Below are 22,608 nucleotides of genomic sequence, written 5' to 3'. Positions count from 1 at the left end.
TTCCCTTCTCCTCCGCTGCGCTGCGGCCGGGAATGACACGGAGCTGGGATCACCCCCCGCCGCGAATAAGCGTCGCTCCCGCTTGACAGGAAGGGCCTCGTCTCGCCACATCGCCTCATCATGACGAAGCCACCCCTCGACATTCTGCTCTGTGCCCCGCGCGGCTTCTGCGCCGGGGTCGTCCGTGCCATCGATGCCGTCGAGAAGGCGCTGGCGATCCATGGGGCGCCGGTCTATGTGCGCCATGAGATCGTGCACAACAAATACGTGGTGGAAAACCTGAAGCGGAAGGGCGCGGTCTTCGTGCGGGAACTCGACGAGGTGCCTGACAACGGGGCGCCGGTCATCTTCTCGGCCCATGGGGTGGCCAAGTCGGTGCCTGAAGCGGCCCAGGCCCGCAACCTCTTCGCCATCGACGCCACCTGTCCGCTGGTGACCAAGGTCCATCGCGAGGCGCAGGTCCATTACAAGCGGGGCCGACACATCATCCTGATCGGCCATGCCGGCCATCCCGAGGTCATCGGCACCATGGGCCAGCTCCCCGAAGGGGCGGTGACCCTGGTCGAGACCGTCGACGACATCTCCCGGCTCGAACCGGAGGATCCCGACAACCTCGCCTTCGTGACGCAGACCACCCTGTCGGTCGACGACACGCAGGACATGGTGGATGCCCTCAAAACGCGCTTTCCCGCCATCGTCGGGCCGCACAAGGAGGACATCTGCTACGCCACCACCAACCGCCAGGGCGCCGTCAAGCGGGTAGCCCCGCAGGTCGACGCCATGATCGTGGTGGGCTCGCCTAATTCCTCCAATTCCCAGCGCCTGCGGGAGGTCGCCGAGCGGGAGGGCTGCCCTGTGGTCCGCCTGATCTTGCGGGCCGAGGACATCGACTGGTCGCTCTTCGGCAACATCCGGAGCCTCGGCATCACGGCCGGCGCCTCCGCGCCCGAGATCCTGGTGGAGGAGATCATCGACGCCTTCGCCGAGCGCTACGAGGTCTCGGTCGAGAGCGTGTCCACGGCGGACGAGAGCGTGTTCTTTCCTTTGCCGCGCGAGTTGCGTGAGCAGGCGGCGGAGTAAACGGTGGCGGTCTATACGGAAGTCAGCGACGAGGAGCTGTCGGCGTTTCTCGAAACCTACGACATCGGCACGGTGCTCTCCTACAAGGGCATCGCCGAGGGCGTGGAGAACACCAATTATTTCCTCCACACCACTAAAGGTTCCTACATCCTCACCCTCTACGAGAAGCGGGTGCGGGAGGACGATCTGCCCTTCTTCCTCGGACTGATGCAGCATCTGGCGCAAAAGGGGCTGAATTGTCCGTTGCCGGTCAACAACCGTAGGGGCGAGCCCTTAGGGAGGGTCGCCGGACGGCCCGCCGTGATCATCACGTTCTTAGAGGGCATCGCGGTCCGCCGCCCGACGGCCCAGCATTGCGGGGCTCTCGGCGGCGCCTTGGCGAAGCTGCACCTGGCCGGGCAGGATTTCGACGGGTACCGGCCCAACGCCCTGACGCTGGAGGCCTGGAGGCCGCTCTTCGCCCAAGCCGAGGCTCAGGCCGATACGGTGTCGCCGGGCCTTGCCGAGCGGACCAGGCGGGAGCTGGCGAACCTTGAGGCCTCGTGGCCGCGCGGCCTGCCCAGCGGCATCATCCATGCGGATCTCTTCACCGACAACGTGTTCTTCATCGGCCCGGAAGTCTCGGGACTGATCGACTTCTATTTCGCCTGCACGGATGCCTTCGCCTACGACGTCGCCATCTGCCTCAACGCCTGGTGCTTCGAGATCGACGGTTCGTTCAATCTCACCAAGGGACAGGCGATGCTTGCCGGCTATCAGGCCGTGCGGCGTCTGAATGCGGAAGAGGTCGAGGCGCTGCCAACTCTCTGCCGGGGATCGGCCATGCGCTTCATGCTGACCCGTCTGGTCGACTGGCTCAACGTGCCGCCGGGTGCGCTGGTGAAGCCGAAGGATCCGATGGAATACGACCGCAAGCTCAATTTCCACCGCCACGTGAAGCACGCGCGAGAATACGGACTTGAAGCATGAGTGATACCAAGCGCGTGATGATCTACACCGACGGCGCCTGCTCGGGAAATCCCGGGCCGGGAGGCTGGGGCGCGATTCTGTTCTTCAACGGAAGCGAGAAAGAGATTTCCGGCGGGGAGGCGCACACCACCAACAACCGCATGGAAATCCGCGCCGCCATCGAGGGGCTGAACGCCCTCAAGCGCTCCTGCGCGGTCGACCTGTTCACGGACTCCCAGTATGTCCGCCAGGGCATCACCCAGTGGATGCACAACTGGAAGCGGCGCGGCTGGCGCACCGCCGACAACAAGCCGGTGAAGAACGAGGATCTCTGGCGGGAACTCGACGAGGCGGCCTCCCGCCACGACGTCGCCTGGCATTGGGTGAAGGGGCACGCGGACGATCCGACGAACATTCGCGTCGACGAACTCGCCGTTGCGGCGATGCAGCCGTTCAAGAAGAATGGCCGGAGGGCTAGCGCCTAACCCTCCGGTGGGGTCGGATCAGAGATCCTTCATGAGGTTCTCGGCGCCGGAATGCTGCGCCTTCGAGGGGGCGTCCTCCACGTTGAGGGCCTTCACCACGCCGTCCTCAACCACCATGGAATAGCGCTGGGACCGGGTGCCGAGGCCGAAGCCTGCCCCGTCCATGGACAGGCCGATGGCCTTGGCGAAATCCGCATTGCCGTCGGAGATGAACTCGATGCCTGTGGCCTCGGAGGCCTTGCCCCAGGCCTCCAGCACGAAGACGTCGTTCACCGAAGTCACGAGGATCGCATCGACTCCTTTGGCCAGGATCTCGTCCTTCTTCTGCACGTAGCCCGGCAGGTGGTTGCGGTGGCAGGTGGGGGTGAAGGCGCCGGGGACGGCGACGAGAACCACCTTGCGGCCTTTGAAGAGATCGTCCGTGGTCTTGGCCACGGGACCGTCAGACGTCATGACGCGAAAAGTGACCTGGGGCAGGCGTTCGCCGACCTGGATGGGCATGGCAGGGTCTCCAAAGCTATGATGCTGAATGCTTTATCCCTAGCGCGGCTTCCCGTTCTCGTCGAGGCTGACTTCCGTCTCGACGGCCTTGTCCCCGGCCACCAGGGTCAGGTGCAGGGGAACAGGCCCCGAAACATCCTTCGGCTTCTCTTCGATCGTGACGGTGAAGCGGTCGCCCTCGGCCGGGTGGGACGCTGAGAAGAACCAGTTCTCCGGCCCCTCCGGGAAAAGAGCAGGCTTCGTACCGGGAGGCGCCTGGATGGTGACCGTAAAGGCCGGCTTGTCTCCGGCGACGGGAGCGATGGACAGGATCGACAGATCCGCCTGGGCTCCCAGCTTTTGAAGGAGTGGAACTTTGGCCAGTGCCGCCTCGATGGCCTTGCGCTCGGAATCGGCGCCGCTGAGGTCCAGGGTGAGATCCGCATTGGCCGGAATGCAGATGTCCTTGCAGACCCCGTATTCCAGCGCCAGGACGAGCCTGATGGGCTTTGTCGGGTCCTTGGGCTTCACAAGGACCGGAATCACCGCCTGCTTGCCGTAGACATAGGCGACCCCCGCCGCATCCTCATGCCGCTTGGGGGCCGGCCAGCGAATCTCGGTGCTGGCGACGTTCTCCGATCCGGACCAGTCGAACCGCGGGGGCAGACCGGAATCCCCAGGGGTCCGCCAATAGGTCTTGAAGCCCTGGTCGAGGGTGATCTCGATCCCGGCGAGCCAATGCTCGCCCTGCTGCCCGCCACCGATCAGGCGGGCACGGGAATGGAACCCTTGGGTCGAGGCGGAGGGCTTGATGGGTTGCGCGTCGGCTACGGCAATGGACAAAATACAAAAAAACGCAACCGAAGCGGCGCGGAACATGGATGCCATGGAACTGACGCCTCCCTGAGGCACTTCCCTTATGCGTTTATTCTCGGGTCTGCCATCCACGATCCTGTGATCGGGCGGCAAGTCCGGCAAGGCAGATTGTAGGATATGGGCTCTCACCTTTCACCATACGGCACCGAATCAACTTACCTCGACGGGCAGCTTCTCGTGGCGATGCCGGGAATGATGGACGAACGCTTCGCCCGGGCCGTCATCTTCATCTGCGCCCACTCGGCCGAAGGGGCGATGGGTATCATCCTCAACCGGCCTGCCGCCAACGTCACCATGCCGGATCTGCTGGTTCAGCTCGAGATCGTGCCCGAGATGGAGCGCATCCGCCTGCCGCAGAAGGTGGGGACCATGCAGGTGCTCATGGGCGGTCCTGTGGAGACGAGCCGCGGCTTCGTGCTCCATTCGCCAGATTTCCACCTCTCCCAATCGACCCTGCCCATCGACGACAGCATCTGCCTGACCGCCACCATCGATATCCTGCGCGCCATCGCGGCCGGCCACGGGCCTGAGAACGCGGTGCTGGCCTTAGGCTATGCGGGCTGGGGCGCGGGCCAGCTGGAGATGGAGATGCAGGCCAATGGCTGGCTCAATACCCCGGCCGATGCGGAGCTCGTCTTCAACACGGCCGCGGATGTGCGCTACGAGATGGCCCTGCGCCGGATTGGAATCGAGCCCGCCATGCTGTCCATGGAAGCCGGCCACGCCTGATCTGACGTGGCGGACTGATCACGCCGCCGCCGGAGCAGCCCCCACCAGCTGGCGCGCCTGGAGCGTCGACATCGGCTCGCCGAAGACGGGACCCTGTGCGTATTCGCAGCCGAGCTGGTAGAGCTCGATCGCCTCGGACTCGCTTTCTGCGCCTTCCGCCACGATCTCCATGCCGAGCTCGTGCGCCATCTTTACGATGGAGCGCAGGATCACGGGCCTGCCGGCCGCCATCTGGCGCACGAAGGACTCGTCCACCTTGATCGTGTCGAACGGGAAACGCTGCAGATAGGCGAGAGCGGAATAGCCGGTGCCGAAATCGTCGAGCGACAGGCCGGCCCCGAGGTCGCGCAGGCGCGAGAGCATCTGGGCCGAGTATTCCGGGTTCTCCATCACGAGACTTTCCGTCATCTCGATCTTGAGCGTGCCGGGAATGACCCCGGAGCGGGCGATCACCGTCTTCACGTCCTGCAGCAGGTCGTGGCGCAGCAGGTGATGGCTCGACATGTTCACGCTGGCGAAGATCGGCGGTTCGACCTCGAGGGCGTTCTGCCACGCGGCCAGTTCGCGGCCGGTCTGCTCGAGCAGGAACACGCTCAGCTTGACGATGAGGCCCGTCTCCTCGGCAATCGACATGAAGTCCTCAGGCCCGACACGCCCGAGCCGCGGATGATCCCAGCGCAGCATCGACTCGAAGCCTGCGATGGTTCGGTCTTCCAGGCGCACGATCGGCTTGAACAGCACCTTCATCTCCCCCCGGTCGAGGGCGTGGCGCAGGTCGGTCTCCATGGTGAAGTGATCGCTGCGGTCGGAGCGCATGGTGGGCCGGAACACCTCGATCCGGTCGCCGCCGTTGCGCCGCGCATGTGCCATGGCGATCTCGGCGTTGCGCAGCACCTCCTCGCGTCGCGCGGCGATCTGCGGATCGTAGAGCGCGATGCCGATGGACGCGGTGAGGAAGAACTCGCGCTCCGAGTAGGTGAACGGTGTCGTGACCACGCGCCGGACCATGTCGGCGAAGGAGATGATGCGGTCCGTCTCCCGCTCCGAGAGCAGGATGATCGCGAACTCGTCGCCCGAGATGCGCGCCAGCGTATCCTGCGGTTTCAGCAGGCGGCTCAGGCGGCGTGACAGGGTCAGCAGGATCGAGTCGCCGGCGGCATAGCCTGCGGTGGCGTTGGCGTCCTTCAGCTTGTCGATGTCGATGACGACGACGGTCGGACGTAAGGAATCGTCCTGGCTAGCGAAGGTGAGGGCCGCCTCCAGACGATCATAGAAGAGCTGGCGGTTCGGCAGGCTCGTCAGATTGTCGTGCACGGCGTCGTGCAGCAGGCGCTCTTCCGCGGTCTTGCTGTCCATGACGTCCGCGAGGGTGCCGACGATGCGCAGCACCTCGCCGTCAGAACCGATCACCGGGCGGGCCCGGAGCCGGAACCAGTGGTGCGCGCCGGTCGACGAGCGCAGGCGGAAGTCCTGGGTCAGGCGGCCGCGACGCTGCTCGATGACCGCATCGAGGGCGAGCCGGTAGCGGTCCTTGTCAAAGGGATGGATCAGGTCGAGCCACGCGGAGGCCGGCCCTTCCAGCGAACCGCGCTTGAGCCCGAGCTGATGCTCGACCTCCGGGCTGACGAAGATGTTGTCGGAGACCACGTCCCAGTCGAACACGATGTCGCCTGCCCCGGTGAGGGCCAGCGCCCGACGCTCCGTGTCGTTGACAAATCCGCGCGCGAAGCCGCCTCCGGCGAAAGCGTGCTGCATGACCGTGAAGCCGATGAGCATGACCACCAGCACAAGGCCGCCGACCAGGGCAGGGGGGACGAGATCGGAGGAGAGCTGGCCAACCACGGTGAAGCTCGCGGCCGTCACCCAGGCGACCAGGAGCAGCCAAGTGGGAACGAGCATCACGGCGCGGTCGTAGCCGTGCGTCGCCAGATGGATCACGAGAACGAAACCGATGCCGGCCACCGCGGCAATCGACATGCGGGCTACGCCCGAGGCCACCGGGGGATCGACGATGGCGAGCGCCACCATTCCCCCGAGGAACAGGAGCCAGAACGCCGTGACGTGGCTGTAGCGCACGTGCCAGCGGTTGAGGTTGAGATAGGCGAAGAGGAAGACGAGGAGCGTTGCCGAGAGCACCGCCTCGGCACCGGCGCGGTAGATCTGCTCGGTGGCTTCCGTGATCGGGAAGACGCGCTGGAAGAAACCGAAATCGATGCAGGCATAGGCCAGCACCGCCCAGGCCAGCGCCGCGGCCGCCGGGAAGATCAGGGCACCCTTCACCACGAACACGATGGTGAGGAAGAGGGCAAGCAGGCCCGCGATGCCGATGATGATGCCCTTGTAGAGCGTCAGGCCGTTGACCCGGTCCTTATAGGCATCCGCATCCCACAGATGAACCTGGGGCAGGTTCTCGGAGCGCAGCTCCGCCACGAAGGTGACGGTCGTGCCGGGATCGAGGGTGATGAGGAAGAGGTCGGCGTCCTCGCTGTCGTCGCGCTCCGGCCTGATTCCTTGGCTCGCCGTGATCGCCGCGATGCGGGTGGCGCCGAGATCGGGCCAGATCACCCCGGAACCGGTGAGGCGGAAATGCGGAGCGACCAGGAGGCGCTCGATCTGCTCGTCGGTGTCGTTGGTGAGCGCGAAGACCATCCAGTCCGGCCGGGTGCCGGCCTCGCGCGCCTTCACGGCGATGCGGCGGACGATGCCGTCGCGCCCCGGGGCCGTGGAAATGCGGATCTCGTCCCCGTCCGAGTTGTAGCGTTCGATGGCCGGGGTGAGGTCGATGGCCTTCATCTTGGGGTCGACGCGCACGGATTCCACGGCCCAGCCGCTGGTCGGCCAGGCGAGCCCCAGGAATGTCGCCAAGAGAAGGGCTATGGCGAAAGATACGATCCGCAATGCTTCGGTCTTTCGTCCGGTACTAAAACAAAGGAACAGGATTGGTACCGGTCAGGAGGCTTGAGAGCAAGGCGGAGCCGGAACAGGCCCCCACTTGTCCGCAGGACTCATTGGTTATTGTTACCATCGGGCCATGGGACCCGTTTACGGCGGGATTGAGGAGAATTGGGCGTGACCTAAAGGCAGGCGTGGCAGAAAAATCAGCCGCGCAGCCCCTGGGCGATGCTCTCCAACGAGGGCAGCGCCTTGATCGGACCAATCGCCGCGAGGGTGGGCGCACCCTGCAGCAGACGGCGACCCGCCTCGCGCACATGCTCCACCTTGAGGGCATCGACCTTTCGGACGATCTCCTCGCTGCCGACCACCCGGCCCCAAGACAGGAGCTGGCGGGCCACCCGCTCGATGCGGCCGCCTGGAGTTTCCAGGGCCGTGAGCAGGGCCACCTTCATCTGCGCCTTGGCGCGGATCAGCTCGATCTCGCTGATGTCCTGCGTGGCCTGGACCATGCAGGCCAGCGTCACGTCCATCAGTTCCCGCACGTCCGATCCGGCCGTTCCGGCGCCGATGCCGAAGAGGCCGCAATCGGAGAAGGGCCAGTGGAAGGAATCGATAGAATAGGCGAGGCCGCGGGTTTCGCGCACTTCATGCCAGAGCCGCGAGGTCAGGCCGCCGCCCAGCATATGGGCGAAGAGATGCGCGGCGTAGTAGTTCGGGTCCTTGAACGACAGCCCGGGCAGGCCGAGCACGATGTTCGCCTGTTCGAGCTTGCGGGAAATGCGCCGCTCGCCGCCGGTATAGTGCCCCGCCTCGGGCTGGCGGGCCGGAACAGTCGGCATGGCGCCGAACAGGCGCTCGGCCAGATCGACGATCTGGGCATGCTCCACGTCGCCGGCGGCCGCCAGCACCATCTTGCCAGGGGTGTATTCCCGCGCCAGGAAGGCGCGGATCGTCGCCTCGTCGAAGCTTTTGATGGTGTCCGGAGTGCCGAGGATCGGGCGGCCGACGGCTTGGCCCGCGAAGGCTGTTTCCATGAAGGCGTCGTAGATGAGATCGTCCGGCGTGTCCTCGACGGCGGCGTATTCCTGCAGGATCACGCCCTTCTCGCGGGCAAGCTCGCCCGCGTCGAAAGCCGAGTGGATGAGGATGTCGCCGAGCACGTCGAGGGCGACATCCACGTTCTCACCGAGGACGCGCGCTGTATAGCTCGTGTATTCGACGCTGGTGGCGGCATTGATGTCGCCGCCCACATTCTCGATGTCCTCGGCGATCTGTCGGGCGGAGCGCCGCGCCGTGCCCTTGAACGCCATGTGCTCGATGAGATGCGAAAGCCCATGCTCATGCGGCTGCTCGTGGCGCGAGCCGGTGCCGACCCAGACGCCGAGCGTCGCGGTGGCGATCTCCGGCATTCGCTCGGTGGCGACCATCAGGCCGTTGGACAGGGTGGTGATGTCGATCCGCTTCTCGCGGACGAAATGCTGGTTCATGCGGCAGCGCCTTTGACCGCCCGCGCGCGCTCGCGGATGAAGCGCTCGACCGCAGCCTGGTCGTTGGGAAGAACCGTGAAGCTTTCCCTGCGCTCCATCAGATCAGCCATGTGCGGCGGAAGTGCGGGGCGAACGCCAGTCGCACGCTCGACCGCGTCCGGGAATTTCGCCGGATGGGCCGTGGAGAGAGCCACGACCGGTGTTGCGGGATCTTCTTTGAGCAGGGCGCGTGCGGCGCGGGTGCCGACGGCGCTGTGCGGGTCGAGCACGTAGCCGGTGCTGCGATAGGTCTCGGCCATCTCCGCTATGACGTTGTCCTCGTCGACGGCCTGAGCCGAGAACTCCTCGCGGATGCGAGACAGCGGCTCGGCGTCGATGAGGAAAGCGCGGGACTGGTTGAGACTCGCCATGAGGCGGCGGATCGCTTCGCCATCGCGGCCGTAGGCCTCGAACAGCAGGCGCTCGAAATTGGACGAGATCTGGATGTCCATGGATGGCGAGGTCGTGGGATGCACACCCTTGATCTCATAGGATCCTGAGCCCAGCGTGCGGGCCAGGATGTCGTTGGCATTGGTGCCGATCATCAGCCGCTCGATCGGCAGGCCCATGCGCTTGGCCGCCCAGCCGGCGAGGATGTCGCCGAAATTGCCCGTGGGAACGGAGAACGAGACCGGGCGGTGAGGGGAGCCCAGCGCAACCGCAGCGGTGAAGTAATAGACGGCCTGCGCTGCCACGCGGGCCCAGTTGATGGAGTTCACGCCCGAGAGCTGCAGTTCGTCGCGGAAGCGGGCATGGTTGAACATGCCCTTCACCATGGTCTGGCAATCGTCGAAGGTGCCCTCGACCGCGAGCGCATGGACGTTGGGCGAAGCCACCGTGGTCATCTGCCGGCGCTGCACGTCCGACACGCGGCCATGCGGGTAGAGGATAAAGATGTCGACCTGATCGAGGCCCTTGAAGGCCTCCACGGCCGCGCTGCCCGTGTCGCCCGAAGTGGCGCCTACGATGGTGGCGCGTGCCCCACGCGCCTTCAGCACGTGATCCATGAGGCGACCGAGCAACTGCATCGCCACGTCCTTGAACGCGAGCGTGGGGCCGTGGAAGAGCTCGAGCACGAAGAGGTTGTCGCCAAGCTGCGTCAGCGGGCAGACGGCGGCGTGGCGGAACGAGGCGTAAGACTCGTCGATCATGCGGCCGAGCGCGGCCTCGGGGATGTCGCCGTCGACCAGCGGCCCGAGCACGGCTTTGGCCACCTCCGCATAGGGCTTGCCGGCGAAGCCGCCGATTGTCTCAGCAGTTAAGCTCGGCCAGCTTTCGGGCAGATAGAGGCCACCGTCCCGGGCGAGGCCGGTCAGCAGGGCATCACTGAAACCGAGCGCCGGGGCTTCCCCCCGGGTCGAGACATGGAGCACAGTCGATCTCCTGGAAAATTCGGCCGGACATTATGGTTATGAACCGGACACGGCAAGCCGCATCCGGTCGCAGAGTTCATGGTTTTATCCGGGCCATTGCATAGGCATCGGCGAAGGCGCCGCCCCGGAAGGCGAAATCCCTGTGCGTACCCTCGATCTCGAACCCATTGCGCTTGTAGAGCGCGATTGCGGCTACGTTATCCACATAGACGGTCAGTTCGATCCGTCTCAGGTTGAGCCAGTCGTCGGCGATCATGATCAGTTCACGCAGCAGCCTGGAGCCGATGCCGCGGCCGTGGAAATCGTCGTGCAGGCCCATGCCGAGATAAGCCACATGGGAGCGTCGGCCCTGGTGTCGCTCGAAGCCGCCGCTGCCGATGATCTGGCCGTCTCTCTCCACCACGAGACTGACATTGCTGGCCGGGTTGATGCCCTCAAGCCATTTCCGGGTGGCCTCGGGTGTCTGATGGGGCAGGCGCAGGGTGCCCCAGCGATAGCCGGGCATATTGCCCAAAGCGGCAATGCCTTCGCAATCGGTGAGACGCGCCGCGCGGATGACAATGTCGTCGGCGGAGCTGGGCGGATGAGTTGTTGGCTGAATGTCCATGTCGCTCTCCTCTGGATGAAGGCGGAGGCGAACCGAACCTTTGAGAAGCCCTGCTCGTCTCCGCAGGGCTTGTCGGGAATGCTCGACGCTGACTTAGACGCGCAAAGCCTCTCCCGTACGCCCTGCAAGGCGCATCGTGAGATGGGTTACGGTCATGAGCAGCGTGAACATGATCATAGAATAGCTCCGCTCGGCTGAAATGACAAACGTCCTATTTCAGCTCGGCTGAGTCCAGCCCCTTCAGGCGCCGCCAGGCAAAGGCCCCGAAGACGCCGATCAGGGTCAGGGCGATGCCGTACCACGTGACTGCGTATTGCAGGTGGTTGTTCGGCAGGGTCAGGGGTGTCTGCCCGCCCCGCGGCCAGCCGCCCGGATTGGGGCTTGCATCGGCGTCGATCAGGAAGGGCGCGACGCGCTCAAGGTTGTGGGCCGCCGCCATGGCCTGGGGATCGCGGGCGAACCATTGGTTGCGGGCCGGATCGTCGTTAGGCGTGAAGGGATTGCGCGCCTCGGGCGCCCGCACGAGGCCGGTGATCGTGACCTCGCCTGTAGGCCGGCTCTCGGGGCGCCGCGCCGGGTCGCGCAGGTCCGTCGGCACGAAGCCGCGGTTGACCATTACGATGGCCCCGGAGGCGAGCTTGAGAGGCGTGATCAGGTAATAGCCCTGGAGGGGCGCTCCCTGCCGCTCACCGCGGGCAAGGCCATAGACCGGGGCCTCGAACTCGTGAAGGAAGGTGCCGGTCACCCGCACTTTGCGGAACTCATCCTGGTCGGCGCGCCAAGCGGACCAATCCAATTCCGGCACGATCGGGCCGGGATCGCCATAGGCGCGGGTTTCGATCTGCTGGATCAGGTCCTCCTTCCAGGCCTTGCGCTGGAGCTGCCAGGTACCCAGACCGAGCAGGGTGGCAAGCGCCACCAGGGCCGCTAGGCCCGGAACGAGGAGGGAGCGGCTCCTGTGCAAGCGGGAGGCGGTCACTTCTCGAAGCGCCCTTCCTCGGCCTTGTGGTGGTACTGCAGGTTCATCAGAACGCCTTTGAGCGGCCGCACCAGGAGGAGGCTCAAGACGATGCTGAGCGCCGTCCACATGACGAGATGGAGCCAGATCGGCGGCTCGTAGGTGAATTCGGTCCAGAGGGCGAGAGCCACCACCACGATGCCGACGAAGGACATGACGAAGAACGCCGGGCCATCGCCCGTGTCCGTGAAGGCGAGGTCGAGGCCGCAGACCTCGCATTTCGGCTGCACCGAGAGGAAGCCCTTGAACACGTGCCCTTTGCCGCAGCGGGGGCAGAGCCCTTTAAGGCCGGTGGTGATGGGCGAGGGGGCGGACGGGTCGTGAGCCACGGCTTTTCTCCAGATTGGGCCGGCGGGGCTGACCGACAGATGGTGATGCAACCCCGAAAATGCGAAGGGCGGCCGTGAGAGCCGCCCCTGCCGAATTGATGCTGCGGTGAGCGGGATCAGTGACCGCCGCCGGCCACCGGTCCGCCGTAGCCCCACACATAGATGGCGGCGAAGAGGAAGAGCCACACCACGTCGACGAAGTGCCAGTACCAGGCGGCGAACTCGAAGCCGAGATGCTGCTGGGGCGTGAAGTCGCCGCGATAGGCGCGCAGCAGGCACACGGCCAGGAAGATGGTGCCGATGATCACGTGCGCGCCGTGGAAGCCCGTCGCCATGAAGAAAGTGGCGCCGTAGATGTTGCCGCTGAAGCCGAAGGCCGCGTGGCTGTACTCGTAGGCCTGCACGCAGGTGAAGATGAAGCCGAGGATCACCGTGAGCCACAGGCCCATCTTCAGGCCTTGGCGGTCGTTGTGCAGGAGCGCGTGGTGCGCCCAGGTGACCGTGGTGCCTGAGGTGAGCAGGATCAGCGTGTTGAGAAGCGGCAGGTGCCAGGGATCGAAGGTCTCGATGCCCTTCGGGGGCCAGACGCCGCCGAGCGTCTCGACGCGGGAGTAGAGCTGCGGGTCGCCGGCATAGAGGGCCGCATCGAAATAGGCCCAGAACCAGGCGGCGAAGAACATCACCTCGGAGGCGATGAACATGATCATGCCGTAGCGGTGGTGAAGCTGGACCACGCGGGTATGCGAGCCGGTATTGGCTTCCTTCACCACATCCGTCCACCAGGAGAGCATGGTGTAGAGAACGCCGATGATGCCCGCGCCGAAGACGAAGGGGCCGAGATGCATGCCGGCGATGGCGATGTCTTTCCACCAGGTCACGAACCCGGAGGTCAGCAGGAACGCGCTGACCGCGCCGATGAGCGGCCACGGGCTCGGTTCAAGGATGTGGTAGTCGTGGTTCTTGGCGTGGGCCTCGGCCATTTCGTGTCGTCTCCGTGCCTCGAAGGTGAACTCGCTTTAGGACGTTTCCGCCCAGCTTGTCACGTGTCTTATTGCGCGATGGGTGTGGTGGATGATGTCACTTCCGCCACCGGCTTGCCCCCCTTGGAGGGGAAGTAGGTGTAGGAGAGGGTGATGGATGAAAGGTCCTTCACGTCGCGATCCTGCACGAGGCGGGGATCGACGTAGAAGACGACCGCGGATTCCAGGGTTTCGCCCGGCTGCAGGGTCTGCTCGGTGAAGCAGAAGCACTCGAGCTTCGAGAAATAGGTGCCGGCGAGGTCGGGCTGCACGTTGTAGGTGGCAATGCCCGTGCTCGGCCTGTCGCCCTTGTTGGTGACCTTGTAGAGAACCGTCGTGGTCTCGCCGAGCTTGACCTTGACCTCGGGCGTTTCCGGCGAGAAGCGCCAGTTCAGCCCGGGCGCCACATTGGAATCGAAGCGGACGGAGATCGTCCGGTCCAGCACCTGCGATCCGTTGTTGTCGACCGCGACAGGCGTGCCGCCGAATCCGGTGACCTTGCAGAAGAGGTCGTAGAGCGGAACGGACGCGTAGGCGAGGCCGACCATGCCCGCCACGAGACCGACGCAGGCAAAGGCCGTGCGGTTCATCTTGCGCTGGATGTGCGGATTCTCAGCCATGTCTCACCTCACATGGGCCGTTGCAGGACGCCGGGTCCGAGCTTTGCCAGGGTGACGGCAAAAAGCAGGATGCAGAACACGCCGAGCGCAAGGGCCAGGGCCAAGGAGCGCTGGCGGCGTCGCTTCTGTTCCTCAGGGGTTAGGCGGACGGGAGGAGTGGGATCTGCCATCATCGATTACCCGAACACCGGCCGGAAGAAGCCGAAGCCGTGCTCCACGAGCAGGGTCGCGAAGAGCAGGAAGAGATAGAGGATCGAAAAGCCGAAAAGCTGCTGGGCGACCCGCATGGCAGGCTCGCCCTGGCGCAGGCGGTAGACCTGGACGGCCAGCGCCAGCATGCCGAGGCCGCCGACGAGCGAGATGATGGCATAGGCCAGGCCGCCAAACCCTAGGGCCACCGGAGCCATGCCCAGCGGAGCCAGAAGGATCGTGTAGGCGAGGATCTGGAACCGGGTGGCATCGGGGCCCGCCACGTTCGGCAACATGGGGATGCCGGCGCGCTCGTAATCGCCTGACTTCACGAGAGCCAGAGCCCAGAAATGGGGCGGGGTCCACATGAAGATGATGGCGAACAGCACCACGCTGTCCCAGGCCACATGGCCCGTGACGGCCGCCTGCGCGACGATCGGGGGGAGGGCGCCCGCCGCACCGCCGATGACGATGTTCTGCGGCGTCGAGCGCTTCAGCCACATGGAATAGACGACCACGTAGAAGAAGATCGTAAAGGCCAGAAGGCCCGCGGCCAGCCAGTTGCTCACGAGGCCCAGGATGATCACCGAGCCGACGGAGAGCGACACCCCGAAGGCCAATGCCTCGCCGGGCTGGATCTTGCCGGCGGGAATCGGGCGTTTGCGGGTGCGGGTCATGACCGCGTCGATATCCGCATCCCACCACATGTTGAGGCAGCCTGAAGCCCCGCCGCCGATGGCGATCATCAGCAGCGACACGAAGGCCACGACCGGGTGGACGTTCGAGGGGCTGATGACCATGCCGACGAGGGCCGTGAAGACGACGAGAAACATCACGCGCGGCTTCAGCAGGGCGAAGAAGTCGGACACGTCCCCCTGTGACAGGCCTGCCGTGGCGAGGCTCTCAACGTGGGATTCGGCCAGACTGTTCGACATGGTGCTCATCACAAAAATCCGAAATGCCGGGACGAGGCCGAAAAGGCCTCCGGGTGGTCGGCTCCTCGCCGGAAGGCTTGTTAAAGCCAAGCCCTCTGGGGAGGAGCCGGGCGGCGAAAGCCGCCCAGCTCAGCTGTTTGAGTGCATCGTGCGGAAAAGTGGATCCGGTTTTCCGCGTGCAACGATGCACTACTTTTTAGATCAAGCATCGGATCAATCCCAAAAGTGGGTTCCACTTTTGGGTCCGATGCTAGTGGCCCGTGTCGATGACGCGGGGCAGGGTCTCGAACTGGTGGTACGGAGGCGGAGAGGACAGGGTCCATTCCAGCGTCGTCGCACCCTCACCCCACGGATTGTCGGCAGCCTTTTCCTTGCGGATGAAGGCATAGACGACGCCGAACATGAAGATGAAGAGACCCGCGAAGAAGATATAGGCGCCGATGGAGGACACCATGTTCCAGCCCGCGAAGGCGTCCGGGTAATCCGCATAGCGGCGCGGCATGCCGGAGAGGCCGAGGAAGTGCATCGGGAAGAACAGCACGTTGGAGCCGATGAAGGCGACCCAGAAGTGCAACTTGCCGATCCACTCGGGCATCACGTAGCCGGTGATCTTCGGGAACCAGTAATACATGCCGGCGAAGATCACGAACACTGCGCCGAGAGACAGCACGTAGTGGAAGTGAGCCACCACGTAGTAGGTGTCGTGCATGTAGCGGTCGACGGGAGCGTTCGCCAGCACGACGCCGGTGACGCCGCCCACCGTGAACAGGAACACGAAGCCCACAGCCCACTGCATGGCCGCCGTGAAGCGGATGGAGCCGCCCCACATGGTGGCGATCCACGAGAAGATCTTCACGCCAGTCGGAACCGCGATCACCATGGTGGCGAACACGAAATAGGCCTGGGTCTGGAGCGAGAGGCCGACGGTGTACATGTGGTGTGCCCACACGACGAACCCGACTACGCCGATCGCCACCATGGCGTAGGCCATGCCGAGATAGCCGAAGATCGGCTTCTTGGAGAAGGTGGAGATGATGTGGGACACGATGCCGAAGGCCGGCAGGATCATGATGTACACTTCGGGGTGGCCGAAGAACCAGAACAGGTGCTGGTAAAGCACCGGATCACCACCGCCCGACGGATCGAAGAAGGTCGTGCCGAAGTTGCGGTCGGTGAGCAGCATCGTGATCGCGCCCGCGAGAACCGGCAGCGACAGGAGCAGCAGGAACGCGGTCACCAGCATGGCCCAGGCGAAGAGCGGCATCTTGTGCAGCGTCATGCCCGGAGCGCGCATGTTGAGGATCGTGGTGATGAAGTTGATCGCGCCCAGGATCGACGCCGCACCGGCAAGGTGCAGGGCGAAGATGCCGAAGTCGAGCGCCGGACCGGGGTGGCCGACTGTCGAGAGCGGCGGATAGACGGTCCAGCCGCCGCCGAAACCCAGCGAGCCCGGAGCACCCTCGACGAAGAGCGAGCAGAGCATCAGGGCGAAGGCCGAGACGGTGAGCCAGAACGAGATGTTGTTCATCCGCGGGAAGGCCATGTCGGGCGCGCCGATCATGAGCGGGATGAACCAGTTGCCGAAGCCGCCGATCAGCGTGGGCATCACCATGAAGAACACCATGATGAGGCCGTGGCCGGTCACGAAGACGTTGAACGCCTGCGGGTTCGAGAAGAACTGAAGGCCGGGCTCCTGGAGTTCCAGGCGCATCCCGATGGAGAGAAGGCCGCCGACGATACCCGCCGTGAAGCCGAAGATCATGTAGAGCGTGCCGATGTCCTTGTGGTTCGTCGAATAGAACCACCGGCGCCAGAAGCTCGGAAGGTGGTGATCGTGGTGATCCGCGTGAGCGGCATCAGCTGCATGTGCCATGATAGACCTCTGTGGTCCTTTTCAGATTACTGAGCGTTCGCGAACTTGACCGGGCCGGAGCTGTCCGTGGAAGCATAACGCTGCTTCGCCTCGGCCAGCCAAGCGGCATATTGCTGCTCGCTCACGACGCGGATTTCGATCGGCATGTAGGGATGGCCGTTGCCGCAGAGCTCCGAGCACTGGCCGTAATAGACGCCTTCCTTCTCGGCCTTGAACCATGTCTCGTTCAGGCGTCCGGGAATGGCATCGACCTTGATGTAGAAGGATGGCAGGGCAAAGGCGTGCAGCACGTCCGCGGAGGTCACCTGAACCCGCACGACCTTGCCTACCGGCACGACCATAGCGTTGTCGGCGCCCAGCAGGCGCGGCTGGTCCGGCTTCCGTTGTCCGTCTTCGGGGATCATGTTCGAGTCGAACTTGAAGCCGCCGCCCTGATCGGCCGGGTACTCATAGCCCCAGTACCAGGAATAGCCGGTCGCCTTCACTACCAGGTCGGCCTGCGGCGGCACGAGCTGCTCGCGCAGGAGGCGGAAGGACGGAATGGCAATCGCCACCAGGATCAGAACCGGGACGATGGTCCAGGCGACTTCGAGGAGCGTATTGTGGGTGGTTTTCGACGGAACCGGGTTCTTGTTCTCGTTGAACCGGGCGATGATCACGAGGATCAGGGCCAGCACGAACAGGCAGATCGCCGCGATCAGCCAGACCAGGTAGGTGTGGAAGCTGGACACGCTCTGTCCCAGCTCTGTTACCATCTCCTGCATGCCGGTTTCCCAGGGGGAGGGCTGCCCCGCGGCAGCCGACGCCACATTGATGCCCAACACAAGTGCGACCGCTGCCGTGGAGAGGGCGGTCACCGATCGACGTGCATTCTCGATCCGCATCGGTGTTCCAAAGCTCCTAAAGATGTGATGGCCCAGGGCCATGAAAGCATCGGGGAAGGCGCGGGCGTGCGAATAGCGGCGCCCGGCTTGCGCCATCACCTTTGATCTGCGTCAAAGACCACATGATCCGTCCAAGCGCAACGGTAGAAGCGTTCCAAACTGTGCGTCATAACCGCCAAAAAGCGTTTCAGCTCTCCAAATCGCCCCTCTCGCTTGACATTGCGCCCCCTGGCATGGTCCCAACGGGCCAAACTCGGATCGAAGCGGCGGCATGCCGCGACCCTTTGAGAGGGTTGAAGGAATGGAGAAACCGATGGGCGCATCGCAATGGGTTCGCCACGGCGCGGCAGTGGTCCTGGGGCTCACAACTCTGCTCGGCGCCAGCAACGCCGGCGCTCAGGGCATGGTCAAGAACACCTTCGGTGACTGGCAGATGCGCTGCGAGACTCCGGCCGGGGCCACTGCCGAGCAATGCGCCCTTGTGCAGAACGTCGTTGCGGAAGACCGCCCCAACGTCACCCTCGTGATTATCATGTTGAAAACCGCTGATGGCAAAAGCCGCCTCCTGCGCGTCGTGGCGCCTCTGGGTATTCTGCTGCCCTCAGGGCTTGGCCTGAAGATCGACCAGACGGATATCGGTCGGGCCGGATTCGTGCGCTGCCTGGCTTCGGGCTGCGTCGCCGAGGTCGTCATGGAGGAGAACCTGATCAATCAGATGAAGACCGGCCAGCAGGCCACCTTCATCGTCTTCCAGACGCCCGAGGAGGGAATCGGCATCCCCGTGTCCCTGAACGGGTTCTCGGCCGGGTTCGATGCTCTTCCGTAAGACATAAACAGAGGGTGGGGGGACAGTGATGAACAAGGGATTGAACCGCAGGGCGGGATTGGCCTTCGCCGTGCTCGGGATCTCGACCCTGGCCGGCTGCGGAGCGCCGGGCGAGGGCGGCTTCGGCATCGGCGACATGCTGCTCACGGCGGGGACGACCCAGACGCCGCCTCAGGCCGCCGAGACCCGCGACGTGTATTGTCCGGTCGTTGAGGTCATGGATGGCGGTGCGGTCATACGGGCCGGAGGCGTTGATGGCGGCTCCGTCCGCAGCCAGATCTCCCTGGGCGACTTGGCCCGCGAATGCGTCGGCCAGCCGGATGGCAGCACCCTCGTGAGGGTCGGCGTCGAGGCCCGGGCGCTCCTCGGCAACGCCGGGTCGGCGGGCCGCTATGACGTGCCGCTCCAGATCGTCGTCAAGGACGGCTCGACCGTCTTCGCCAACCGCTCCCGCCGGGTGGCGGCCGCAATTCCGGCCGGCCAGACCCAGACAATGGTCTCGGTCGTCGAGGAGGGCATCGTGGTTCCGGCGGCCTCCGCCGAGCGTTTCGAGATCCAGGTCGGTCTCGGCACCCGCGCGGCCGCAGGACGGCGGGGCTAAAACATTGATCCCAAAAGTAGACTTGCACTTTTGGGATCGAATCCGATGCATCAAGCCTAATACAGAACGGCCGCGCCTGCTCTCTGGTTGAGGGGCGTGGCCAGGACCTTGTCGATCCGGCGCTCGTCGAGATCGATCACCTCGAAGCGCCAGCCTAAGGTCTCCACGTGTTCGCCCGTGGTCGGCAGGTGCTGCAATTCGCTGATCACCAGGCCGCCGACCGTGTGATAGCTGCGGGTTTCGGGCAGGGTCATGCCGAGAATCTCGGCCATTTCGTCCACCGGCATGGAACCGGCGAGCAGCCAGGAGCCGTCCTCGCGTCGGATGGCGTCGGGCTCCGGCGCCTCTCCGTCGGACCGGAAGGCGCCGACGATGGCCTCCAGGGCATCGGCCGGGGTCACGACCCCTTCGAAATGGCCGTATTCGTCATGGACCAGCGCCATGGGCACCTCGGCATCCCTGAGAATCGCCAGGGCATCCAGCGCGTAAAGCGTATCCGGAATGACCGGCGCCTGCTGCAGGTGCTTGCGGATGTCGAGGGGCTGGCCCGACAGCATGGCGGCCAGAAGCTCCCGTGACTGAACGACGCCGATTACGTTGTCGGGGGTGCCTTCGCTCACCGGCAGGCGCGAATGCGGGGTCTCGATCAGCAGGGCCCGGATCGTCTCTTCGTCATCCTCGGTGTCGATCCAGTCCACGTCCGTCCGGGGCGTCATGAGGCCGCGCACCGTCCGGTCGCCGAGGCGCAGCACGCCCGAGATCATGCGGCGCTCCTCCTCCTCGATCACGCCGGCGCTCTCGGCCTCGCCGACCAGCATCTTGATCTCCTCTTCGGTGACGGTCGAGGAATCGTCGGACTTGGTGCCGAACAGGCTGAAAATCAGGCTGGTGGAGGCATTGAGAAGCCAGACGGCAGGGGCGGCCACTTTCGAGACGACCATCATCATTGGCGCCATCACGCAGGCGATGCCCTCCGGATGGCGCAGGGCCAGCTGCTTGGGCACGAGCTCGCCGATCACGATGGACAGGTAGGTGATGATGCCGATGACGATGCCGTAGCCGAGAGGCTCGGCCGCACCCTCGGGCATGCCCTGGGCGAGGAGGATCTCCGTCAGCCGGCCGCCCAAAGCCGCGCCCGAAAAGGCGCCGGCCAGGATGCCCACCAGGGTGATGCCGATCTGGACCGTGGAGAGGAAGCGGCCCGAATCCTCCATGAGGGTGAGGGCCGTGCTGGCGCCCGAGCGGCCCTGCTCGGCCATGGCCTTGAGCCGGGGCCTGCGGGCGGACACGATGGCCAATTCGGAAAGAGCGAAGACGCCGTTGAGGGCAACGAGAGCGAGAGCGATGATCAGTTCGAGCAACGATGCGTGGAGCTGCTGACCGGATCAGGCCGCGCTTCTCCCCTTCTGTGACAGATAGCCCTAAGATGGAGCCTGCGGAGCCTGCCGTCAATTAAAGGGTGAACAGGCCTGGCTTGCTTTGTTGACAGGCGGACATTTCCTCTTCAGAGGTTAGGCCAGCCGATGATCCCCGCGGAAGAGTCCGGACGACAGTCCGGCGCCGAAGGCGCAACCGCCCCGGAAACGCTCAGGCCAAAGGACCGCGTGGGAGCTGGCACTCTGGAAAGCGGCGGCGTTTGAAACGCCGTCCACCGACGGGCGTAACCTGGGGCTTAGGCCTTAAGGGAAATCTCTCAGGTCTCGGGACAGAGGGGGCGCAGAGCAACGGGCCGCAAGGCTCGATGGAACGCGCACCTTTGAGGGAAACCGATGGCCGAGCCAGCGCACAGCGACGAGCCGCTCCTGAAAACCCCGCTCCACGCGGAACATGTGGCGCTTGGCGCCCGCATGGTGCCGTTCGCCGGCTACGACATGCCGGTGCAGTACCCCACCGGCATCCTTACCGAGCACAACTGGACCCGCGAGCATGCGGGTCTGTTCGACGTCTCGCATATGGGCCAAGCCTTTCTCGTTGCAGAGGACAAGAGCCACGAGACCGTGGCCAGGGCCCTTGAGGCGCTCATCCCCGCCGATGTGCTGAATCTCAAGCCCAACCAGCAGCGCTATTCGCAGCTCCTGGCCGACGACGGCGGTATCCTCGACGACCTGATGGTGACCCGCGTCGGCGCTCCCGGTCATGAAGGCTGGCTCTACCTCGTCGTCAACGCCTCCATGAAGGAGCAGGACTATGCCCATATCGAGGCTCGCCTGCCGAAGGGCGTGAGCCTGAAGCGCAAGGACGAGCTCGGCCTGATGGCCCTGCAGGGGCCTTCCGCGGAGGCCGTCCTGGCGAAGCTGTCGCCCGAAGCCGCCGCGCTGTCCTTCATGATGTCCGCTGACGTGCAGATCGACGGCATTGGGTGCCATGTGTCCCGCTCCGGCTACACCGGTGAAGACGGCTTCGAGATCTCCTGCAAGGCCGAGGATGCGGCGAAGCTCTGGCGCGCCCTTCTTGCGGATCCAGAGGTGAAGGCCATCGGCCTCGGCGCACGCGATTCGCTGCGTCTCGAAGCGGGCCTCTGCCTTTACGGTCATGACATCGACCCCACCACATCGCCCATCGAGGCCGGCCTGATCTGGTCGATCCAGAAGCGCCGCCGCGAGGAGGGGGGCTTCCCCGGTGCCGCGCGCGTTCAGCGCGAGATCAAGGACGGTGCGGCGCGTGTTCGCGTCGGCATCAAGCCGGAAGGCCGCGCTCCCGCCCGCGAGGGCAGCGTCATCACCACGCCTGACGGGCGAGAGGTCGGCATCGTGACCTCCGGCGGGTTCGGCCCCACGGTCAACGGCCCGGTTGCCATGGGCTATGTGGCCAAGGACGTGTCCGCTGTCGGCACCGACCTGCATCTCATCGTTCGCGGCAAGCCGCTGCCGGCCAAGGTCGCGGCCATGCCGTTCGCCCCCCATCGCTACAAGCGCTGACATTCAAAAAGAGGGAATTCACATGACCACGCGCTATACCAAGGACCACGAATACATCCGCGTCGAAGGCGATGCCGGTATCGTGGGCATCTCCGACTACGCCCAGGGCCAGCTCGGCGACGTCGTGTTCGTGGAGCTGCCGAGCGTCGGCAAGACCCTGTCGAAGGGCGACGAGGCGGCCGTCGTCGAGAGCGTGAAGGCGGCCAGCGAAGTCTATGCCCCGGTTTCCGGCGAAGTGGTCGAGGTCAACAGCGAGCTCGAAGCCTCTCCCGGCACGGTCAACGAGGATCCGGCCGGCCGCGGCTGGTTCATGAAGATCCGTCTGACGAATGAGAGCGAGCTCGACGGGCTCATGACCGAAGAGCAGTACCAGGAATTCGTGAAGTCGATTTCCTAA

General features: G+C 64.8%; 23 protein-coding genes and 1 riboswitch. Of the genes, 8 read left to right on the top strand and 15 right to left on the bottom strand.

The genetic code is table 11. From position 1 onward, the window contains the following. Window positions 1-120 precede the first annotated feature (120 nt). From ispH to rnhA, 3 genes are read left to right on the top strand one after another with little or no spacing between them, the layout of a single operon-like run. The gene (gene ispH / locus FHR70_RS09770) at window positions 121-1,080 is read left to right on the top strand and encodes a 4-hydroxy-3-methylbut-2-enyl diphosphate reductase (protein ID WP_183449524.1); all 960 of its coding nucleotides are present in this window, start codon (window positions 121-123) and stop codon (window positions 1,078-1,080) included. Window positions 1,081-1,083: 3 nt separating this feature from the next. Then, the gene (locus tag FHR70_RS09765) at window positions 1,084-2,049 is read left to right on the top strand and encodes a homoserine kinase (protein WP_183449523.1); all 966 of its coding nucleotides are present in this window, start codon (window positions 1,084-1,086) and stop codon (window positions 2,047-2,049) included. Beyond that, window positions 2,046-2,513, top strand: a complete 468-nt coding sequence (gene rnhA / locus FHR70_RS09760; protein WP_183449522.1) for a ribonuclease HI — start codon at window positions 2,046-2,048, stop codon at window positions 2,511-2,513. The genes FHR70_RS09765 and rnhA overlap by 4 nt, the downstream gene beginning before the upstream one ends. Before the next feature lie 18 nt (window positions 2,514-2,531). On the opposite strand, the gene FHR70_RS09755 is transcribed toward rnhA, so the two are convergent. Both FHR70_RS09755 and FHR70_RS09750 read right to left on the bottom strand, forming a co-directional pair. Next, on the bottom strand, window positions 2,532-3,014 hold the full coding sequence (locus FHR70_RS09755; protein ID WP_183449521.1) for a peroxiredoxin: 483 nt from the start codon (window positions 3,012-3,014) through the stop codon (window positions 2,532-2,534). Window positions 3,015-3,053: 39 nt separating this feature from the next. Further along, window positions 3,054-3,881 carry a protein-disulfide reductase DsbD domain-containing protein gene (locus tag FHR70_RS09750; protein WP_183449520.1) on the bottom strand — a complete coding sequence of 276 codons (828 nt, stop codon included), beginning with the start codon at window positions 3,879-3,881 and terminating at the stop codon, window positions 3,054-3,056. Window positions 3,882-3,986: 105 nt separating this feature from the next. Here FHR70_RS09750 and FHR70_RS09745 point away from each other — a divergent pair, with 105 nt between their 5' ends. Then, window positions 3,987-4,598 carry a YqgE/AlgH family protein gene (locus FHR70_RS09745; RefSeq protein ID WP_183449518.1) on the top strand — a complete coding sequence of 204 codons (612 nt, stop codon included), beginning with the start codon at window positions 3,987-3,989 and terminating at the stop codon, window positions 4,596-4,598. An 18-nt stretch (window positions 4,599-4,616) separates the two neighbouring features. On the opposite strand, the gene FHR70_RS09740 is transcribed toward FHR70_RS09745, so the two are convergent. The 12 genes from FHR70_RS09740 to coxB form a co-directional block, all read right to left on the bottom strand. Next, window positions 4,617-7,496 (bottom strand): EAL domain-containing protein, encoded by a 2,880-nt coding sequence (locus tag FHR70_RS09740; protein ID WP_183449516.1) that lies wholly within the window; start codon window positions 7,494-7,496, stop codon window positions 4,617-4,619. 200 nt (window positions 7,497-7,696) lie between these two features. Next, window positions 7,697-8,980 (bottom strand): M16 family metallopeptidase, encoded by a 1,284-nt coding sequence (locus FHR70_RS09735; RefSeq protein WP_183449514.1) that lies wholly within the window; start codon window positions 8,978-8,980, stop codon window positions 7,697-7,699. Further along, window positions 8,977-10,392, bottom strand: a complete 1,416-nt coding sequence (gene thrC / locus FHR70_RS09730; RefSeq protein ID WP_183449512.1) for a threonine synthase — start codon at window positions 10,390-10,392, stop codon at window positions 8,977-8,979. The genes FHR70_RS09735 and thrC overlap by 4 nt, the downstream gene beginning before the upstream one ends. A 76-nt stretch (window positions 10,393-10,468) precedes the next feature. Further along, window positions 10,469-10,999: a GNAT family N-acetyltransferase gene (locus tag FHR70_RS09725; RefSeq protein ID WP_183449510.1), complete on the bottom strand. Its 531-nt coding sequence runs from the start codon at window positions 10,997-10,999 to the stop codon at window positions 10,469-10,471. 211 nt (window positions 11,000-11,210) lie between these two features. Then, window positions 11,211-11,978, bottom strand: a complete 768-nt coding sequence (locus FHR70_RS09720) for an SURF1 family cytochrome oxidase biogenesis protein (protein WP_183449508.1) — start codon at window positions 11,976-11,978, stop codon at window positions 11,211-11,213. After that, window positions 11,975-12,346, bottom strand: coding sequence for a DUF983 domain-containing protein (locus FHR70_RS09715; RefSeq protein ID WP_183449506.1), 372 nt, complete (start codon window positions 12,344-12,346; stop codon window positions 11,975-11,977). The genes FHR70_RS09720 and FHR70_RS09715 overlap by 4 nt, the downstream gene beginning before the upstream one ends. 116 nt (window positions 12,347-12,462) lie before the next feature. Next, on the bottom strand, window positions 12,463-13,326 hold the full coding sequence (locus tag FHR70_RS09710; protein WP_183449504.1) for a cytochrome c oxidase subunit 3: 864 nt from the start codon (window positions 13,324-13,326) through the stop codon (window positions 12,463-12,465). A 68-nt stretch (window positions 13,327-13,394) separates the two neighbouring features. Continuing rightward, window positions 13,395-13,985 carry a cytochrome c oxidase assembly protein gene (locus FHR70_RS09705; protein WP_183449503.1) on the bottom strand — a complete coding sequence of 197 codons (591 nt, stop codon included), beginning with the start codon at window positions 13,983-13,985 and terminating at the stop codon, window positions 13,395-13,397. Between the two features lie 8 nt (window positions 13,986-13,993). Further along, window positions 13,994-14,155, bottom strand: a complete 162-nt coding sequence (locus FHR70_RS09700; protein ID WP_210277556.1) for a hypothetical protein — start codon at window positions 14,153-14,155, stop codon at window positions 13,994-13,996. Window positions 14,156-14,161: 6 nt separating this feature from the next. After that, window positions 14,162-15,118 carry a heme o synthase gene (locus FHR70_RS09695; RefSeq protein WP_183449502.1) on the bottom strand — a complete coding sequence of 319 codons (957 nt, stop codon included), beginning with the start codon at window positions 15,116-15,118 and terminating at the stop codon, window positions 14,162-14,164. A gap of 241 nt (window positions 15,119-15,359) precedes the next feature. Further along, entirely contained in the window at window positions 15,360-16,982 is a 1,623-nt protein-coding gene (ctaD, locus tag FHR70_RS09690; protein ID WP_183449501.1) for a cytochrome c oxidase subunit I, read from the bottom strand. A gap of 26 nt (window positions 16,983-17,008) precedes the next feature. Beyond that, window positions 17,009-17,866 (bottom strand): cytochrome c oxidase subunit II, encoded by an 858-nt coding sequence (gene coxB / locus FHR70_RS09685; RefSeq protein WP_183450217.1) that lies wholly within the window; start codon window positions 17,864-17,866, stop codon window positions 17,009-17,011. 313 nt (window positions 17,867-18,179) lie between these two features. Here coxB and FHR70_RS09680 point away from each other — a divergent pair, with 313 nt between their 5' ends. Both FHR70_RS09680 and FHR70_RS09675 read left to right on the top strand, forming a co-directional pair. After that, complete coding sequence (locus FHR70_RS09680; protein ID WP_183449500.1) at window positions 18,180-18,692, top strand: invasion associated locus B family protein; 513 nt, start codon at window positions 18,180-18,182, stop codon at window positions 18,690-18,692. 28 nt (window positions 18,693-18,720) lie between these two features. Next, the gene (locus FHR70_RS09675; protein ID WP_183449499.1) at window positions 18,721-19,293 is read left to right on the top strand and encodes a hypothetical protein; all 573 of its coding nucleotides are present in this window, start codon (window positions 18,721-18,723) and stop codon (window positions 19,291-19,293) included. 56 nt (window positions 19,294-19,349) lie between these two features. Here the strand turns inward: FHR70_RS09675 and FHR70_RS09670 are convergent, their stop codons facing one another. Then, window positions 19,350-20,654, bottom strand: a complete 1,305-nt coding sequence (locus FHR70_RS09670; RefSeq protein ID WP_183449498.1) for a hemolysin family protein — start codon at window positions 20,652-20,654, stop codon at window positions 19,350-19,352. Window positions 20,655-20,816: 162 nt separating this feature from the next. Next, window positions 20,817-20,906, top strand: a riboswitch (glycine riboswitch). Window positions 20,907-21,062: 156 nt separating this feature from the next. Here FHR70_RS09670 and gcvT point away from each other — a divergent pair. Next, the gene (gcvT, locus tag FHR70_RS09665) at window positions 21,063-22,211 is read left to right on the top strand and encodes a glycine cleavage system aminomethyltransferase GcvT (protein ID WP_183449496.1); all 1,149 of its coding nucleotides are present in this window, start codon (window positions 21,063-21,065) and stop codon (window positions 22,209-22,211) included. Window positions 22,212-22,233: 22 nt separating this feature from the next. Next, on the top strand, window positions 22,234-22,608 hold the full coding sequence (gene gcvH / locus FHR70_RS09660; RefSeq protein ID WP_183449494.1) for a glycine cleavage system protein GcvH: 375 nt from the start codon (window positions 22,234-22,236) through the stop codon (window positions 22,606-22,608).

Origin of the sequence: Microvirga lupini, assembly GCF_014191055.1 — a bacterium.
GTDB lineage: Bacteria > Pseudomonadota > Alphaproteobacteria > Rhizobiales > Beijerinckiaceae > Microvirga > Microvirga lupini_A.
This window is presented reverse-complemented; position numbering and strand designations above follow the sequence as displayed.

Coding starts and splice junctions, on each gene's coding strand:
- gcvT (WP_183449496.1), top strand. CDS start 21,063: ATGGCCGAGCCAGCGCACAGCGACGAGCCGCTCCTGAAAACCCCGCTC.
- coxB (WP_183450217.1), bottom strand. CDS start 17,866: ATGCGGATCGAGAATGCACGTCGATCGGTGACCGCCCTCTCCACGGCA.
- FHR70_RS09700 (WP_210277556.1), bottom strand. CDS start 14,155: ATGGCAGATCCCACTCCTCCCGTCCGCCTAACCCCTGAGGAACAGAAG.
- FHR70_RS09705 (WP_183449503.1), bottom strand. CDS start 13,985: ATGGCTGAGAATCCGCACATCCAGCGCAAGATGAACCGCACGGCCTTT.
- FHR70_RS09680 (WP_183449500.1), top strand. CDS start 18,180: ATGGGCGCATCGCAATGGGTTCGCCACGGCGCGGCAGTGGTCCTGGGG.
- FHR70_RS09675 (WP_183449499.1), top strand. CDS start 18,721: ATGAACAAGGGATTGAACCGCAGGGCGGGATTGGCCTTCGCCGTGCTC.
- FHR70_RS09710 (WP_183449504.1), bottom strand. CDS start 13,326: ATGGCCGAGGCCCACGCCAAGAACCACGACTACCACATCCTTGAACCG.
- FHR70_RS09745 (WP_183449518.1), top strand. CDS start 3,987: ATGGGCTCTCACCTTTCACCATACGGCACCGAATCAACTTACCTCGAC.
- FHR70_RS09750 (WP_183449520.1), bottom strand. CDS start 3,881: ATGGCATCCATGTTCCGCGCCGCTTCGGTTGCGTTTTTTTGTATTTTG.
- FHR70_RS09725 (WP_183449510.1), bottom strand. CDS start 10,999: ATGGACATTCAGCCAACAACTCATCCGCCCAGCTCCGCCGACGACATT.
- FHR70_RS09695 (WP_183449502.1), bottom strand. CDS start 15,118: ATGAGCACCATGTCGAACAGTCTGGCCGAATCCCACGTTGAGAGCCTC.
- ctaD (WP_183449501.1), bottom strand. CDS start 16,982: ATGGCACATGCAGCTGATGCCGCTCACGCGGATCACCACGATCACCAC.
- ispH (WP_183449524.1), top strand. CDS start 121: ATGACGAAGCCACCCCTCGACATTCTGCTCTGTGCCCCGCGCGGCTTC.
- FHR70_RS09755 (WP_183449521.1), bottom strand. CDS start 3,014: ATGCCCATCCAGGTCGGCGAACGCCTGCCCCAGGTCACTTTTCGCGTC.
- gcvH (WP_183449494.1), top strand. CDS start 22,234: ATGACCACGCGCTATACCAAGGACCACGAATACATCCGCGTCGAAGGC.
- rnhA (WP_183449522.1), top strand. CDS start 2,046: ATGAGTGATACCAAGCGCGTGATGATCTACACCGACGGCGCCTGCTCG.
- FHR70_RS09735 (WP_183449514.1), bottom strand. CDS start 8,980: ATGAACCAGCATTTCGTCCGCGAGAAGCGGATCGACATCACCACCCTG.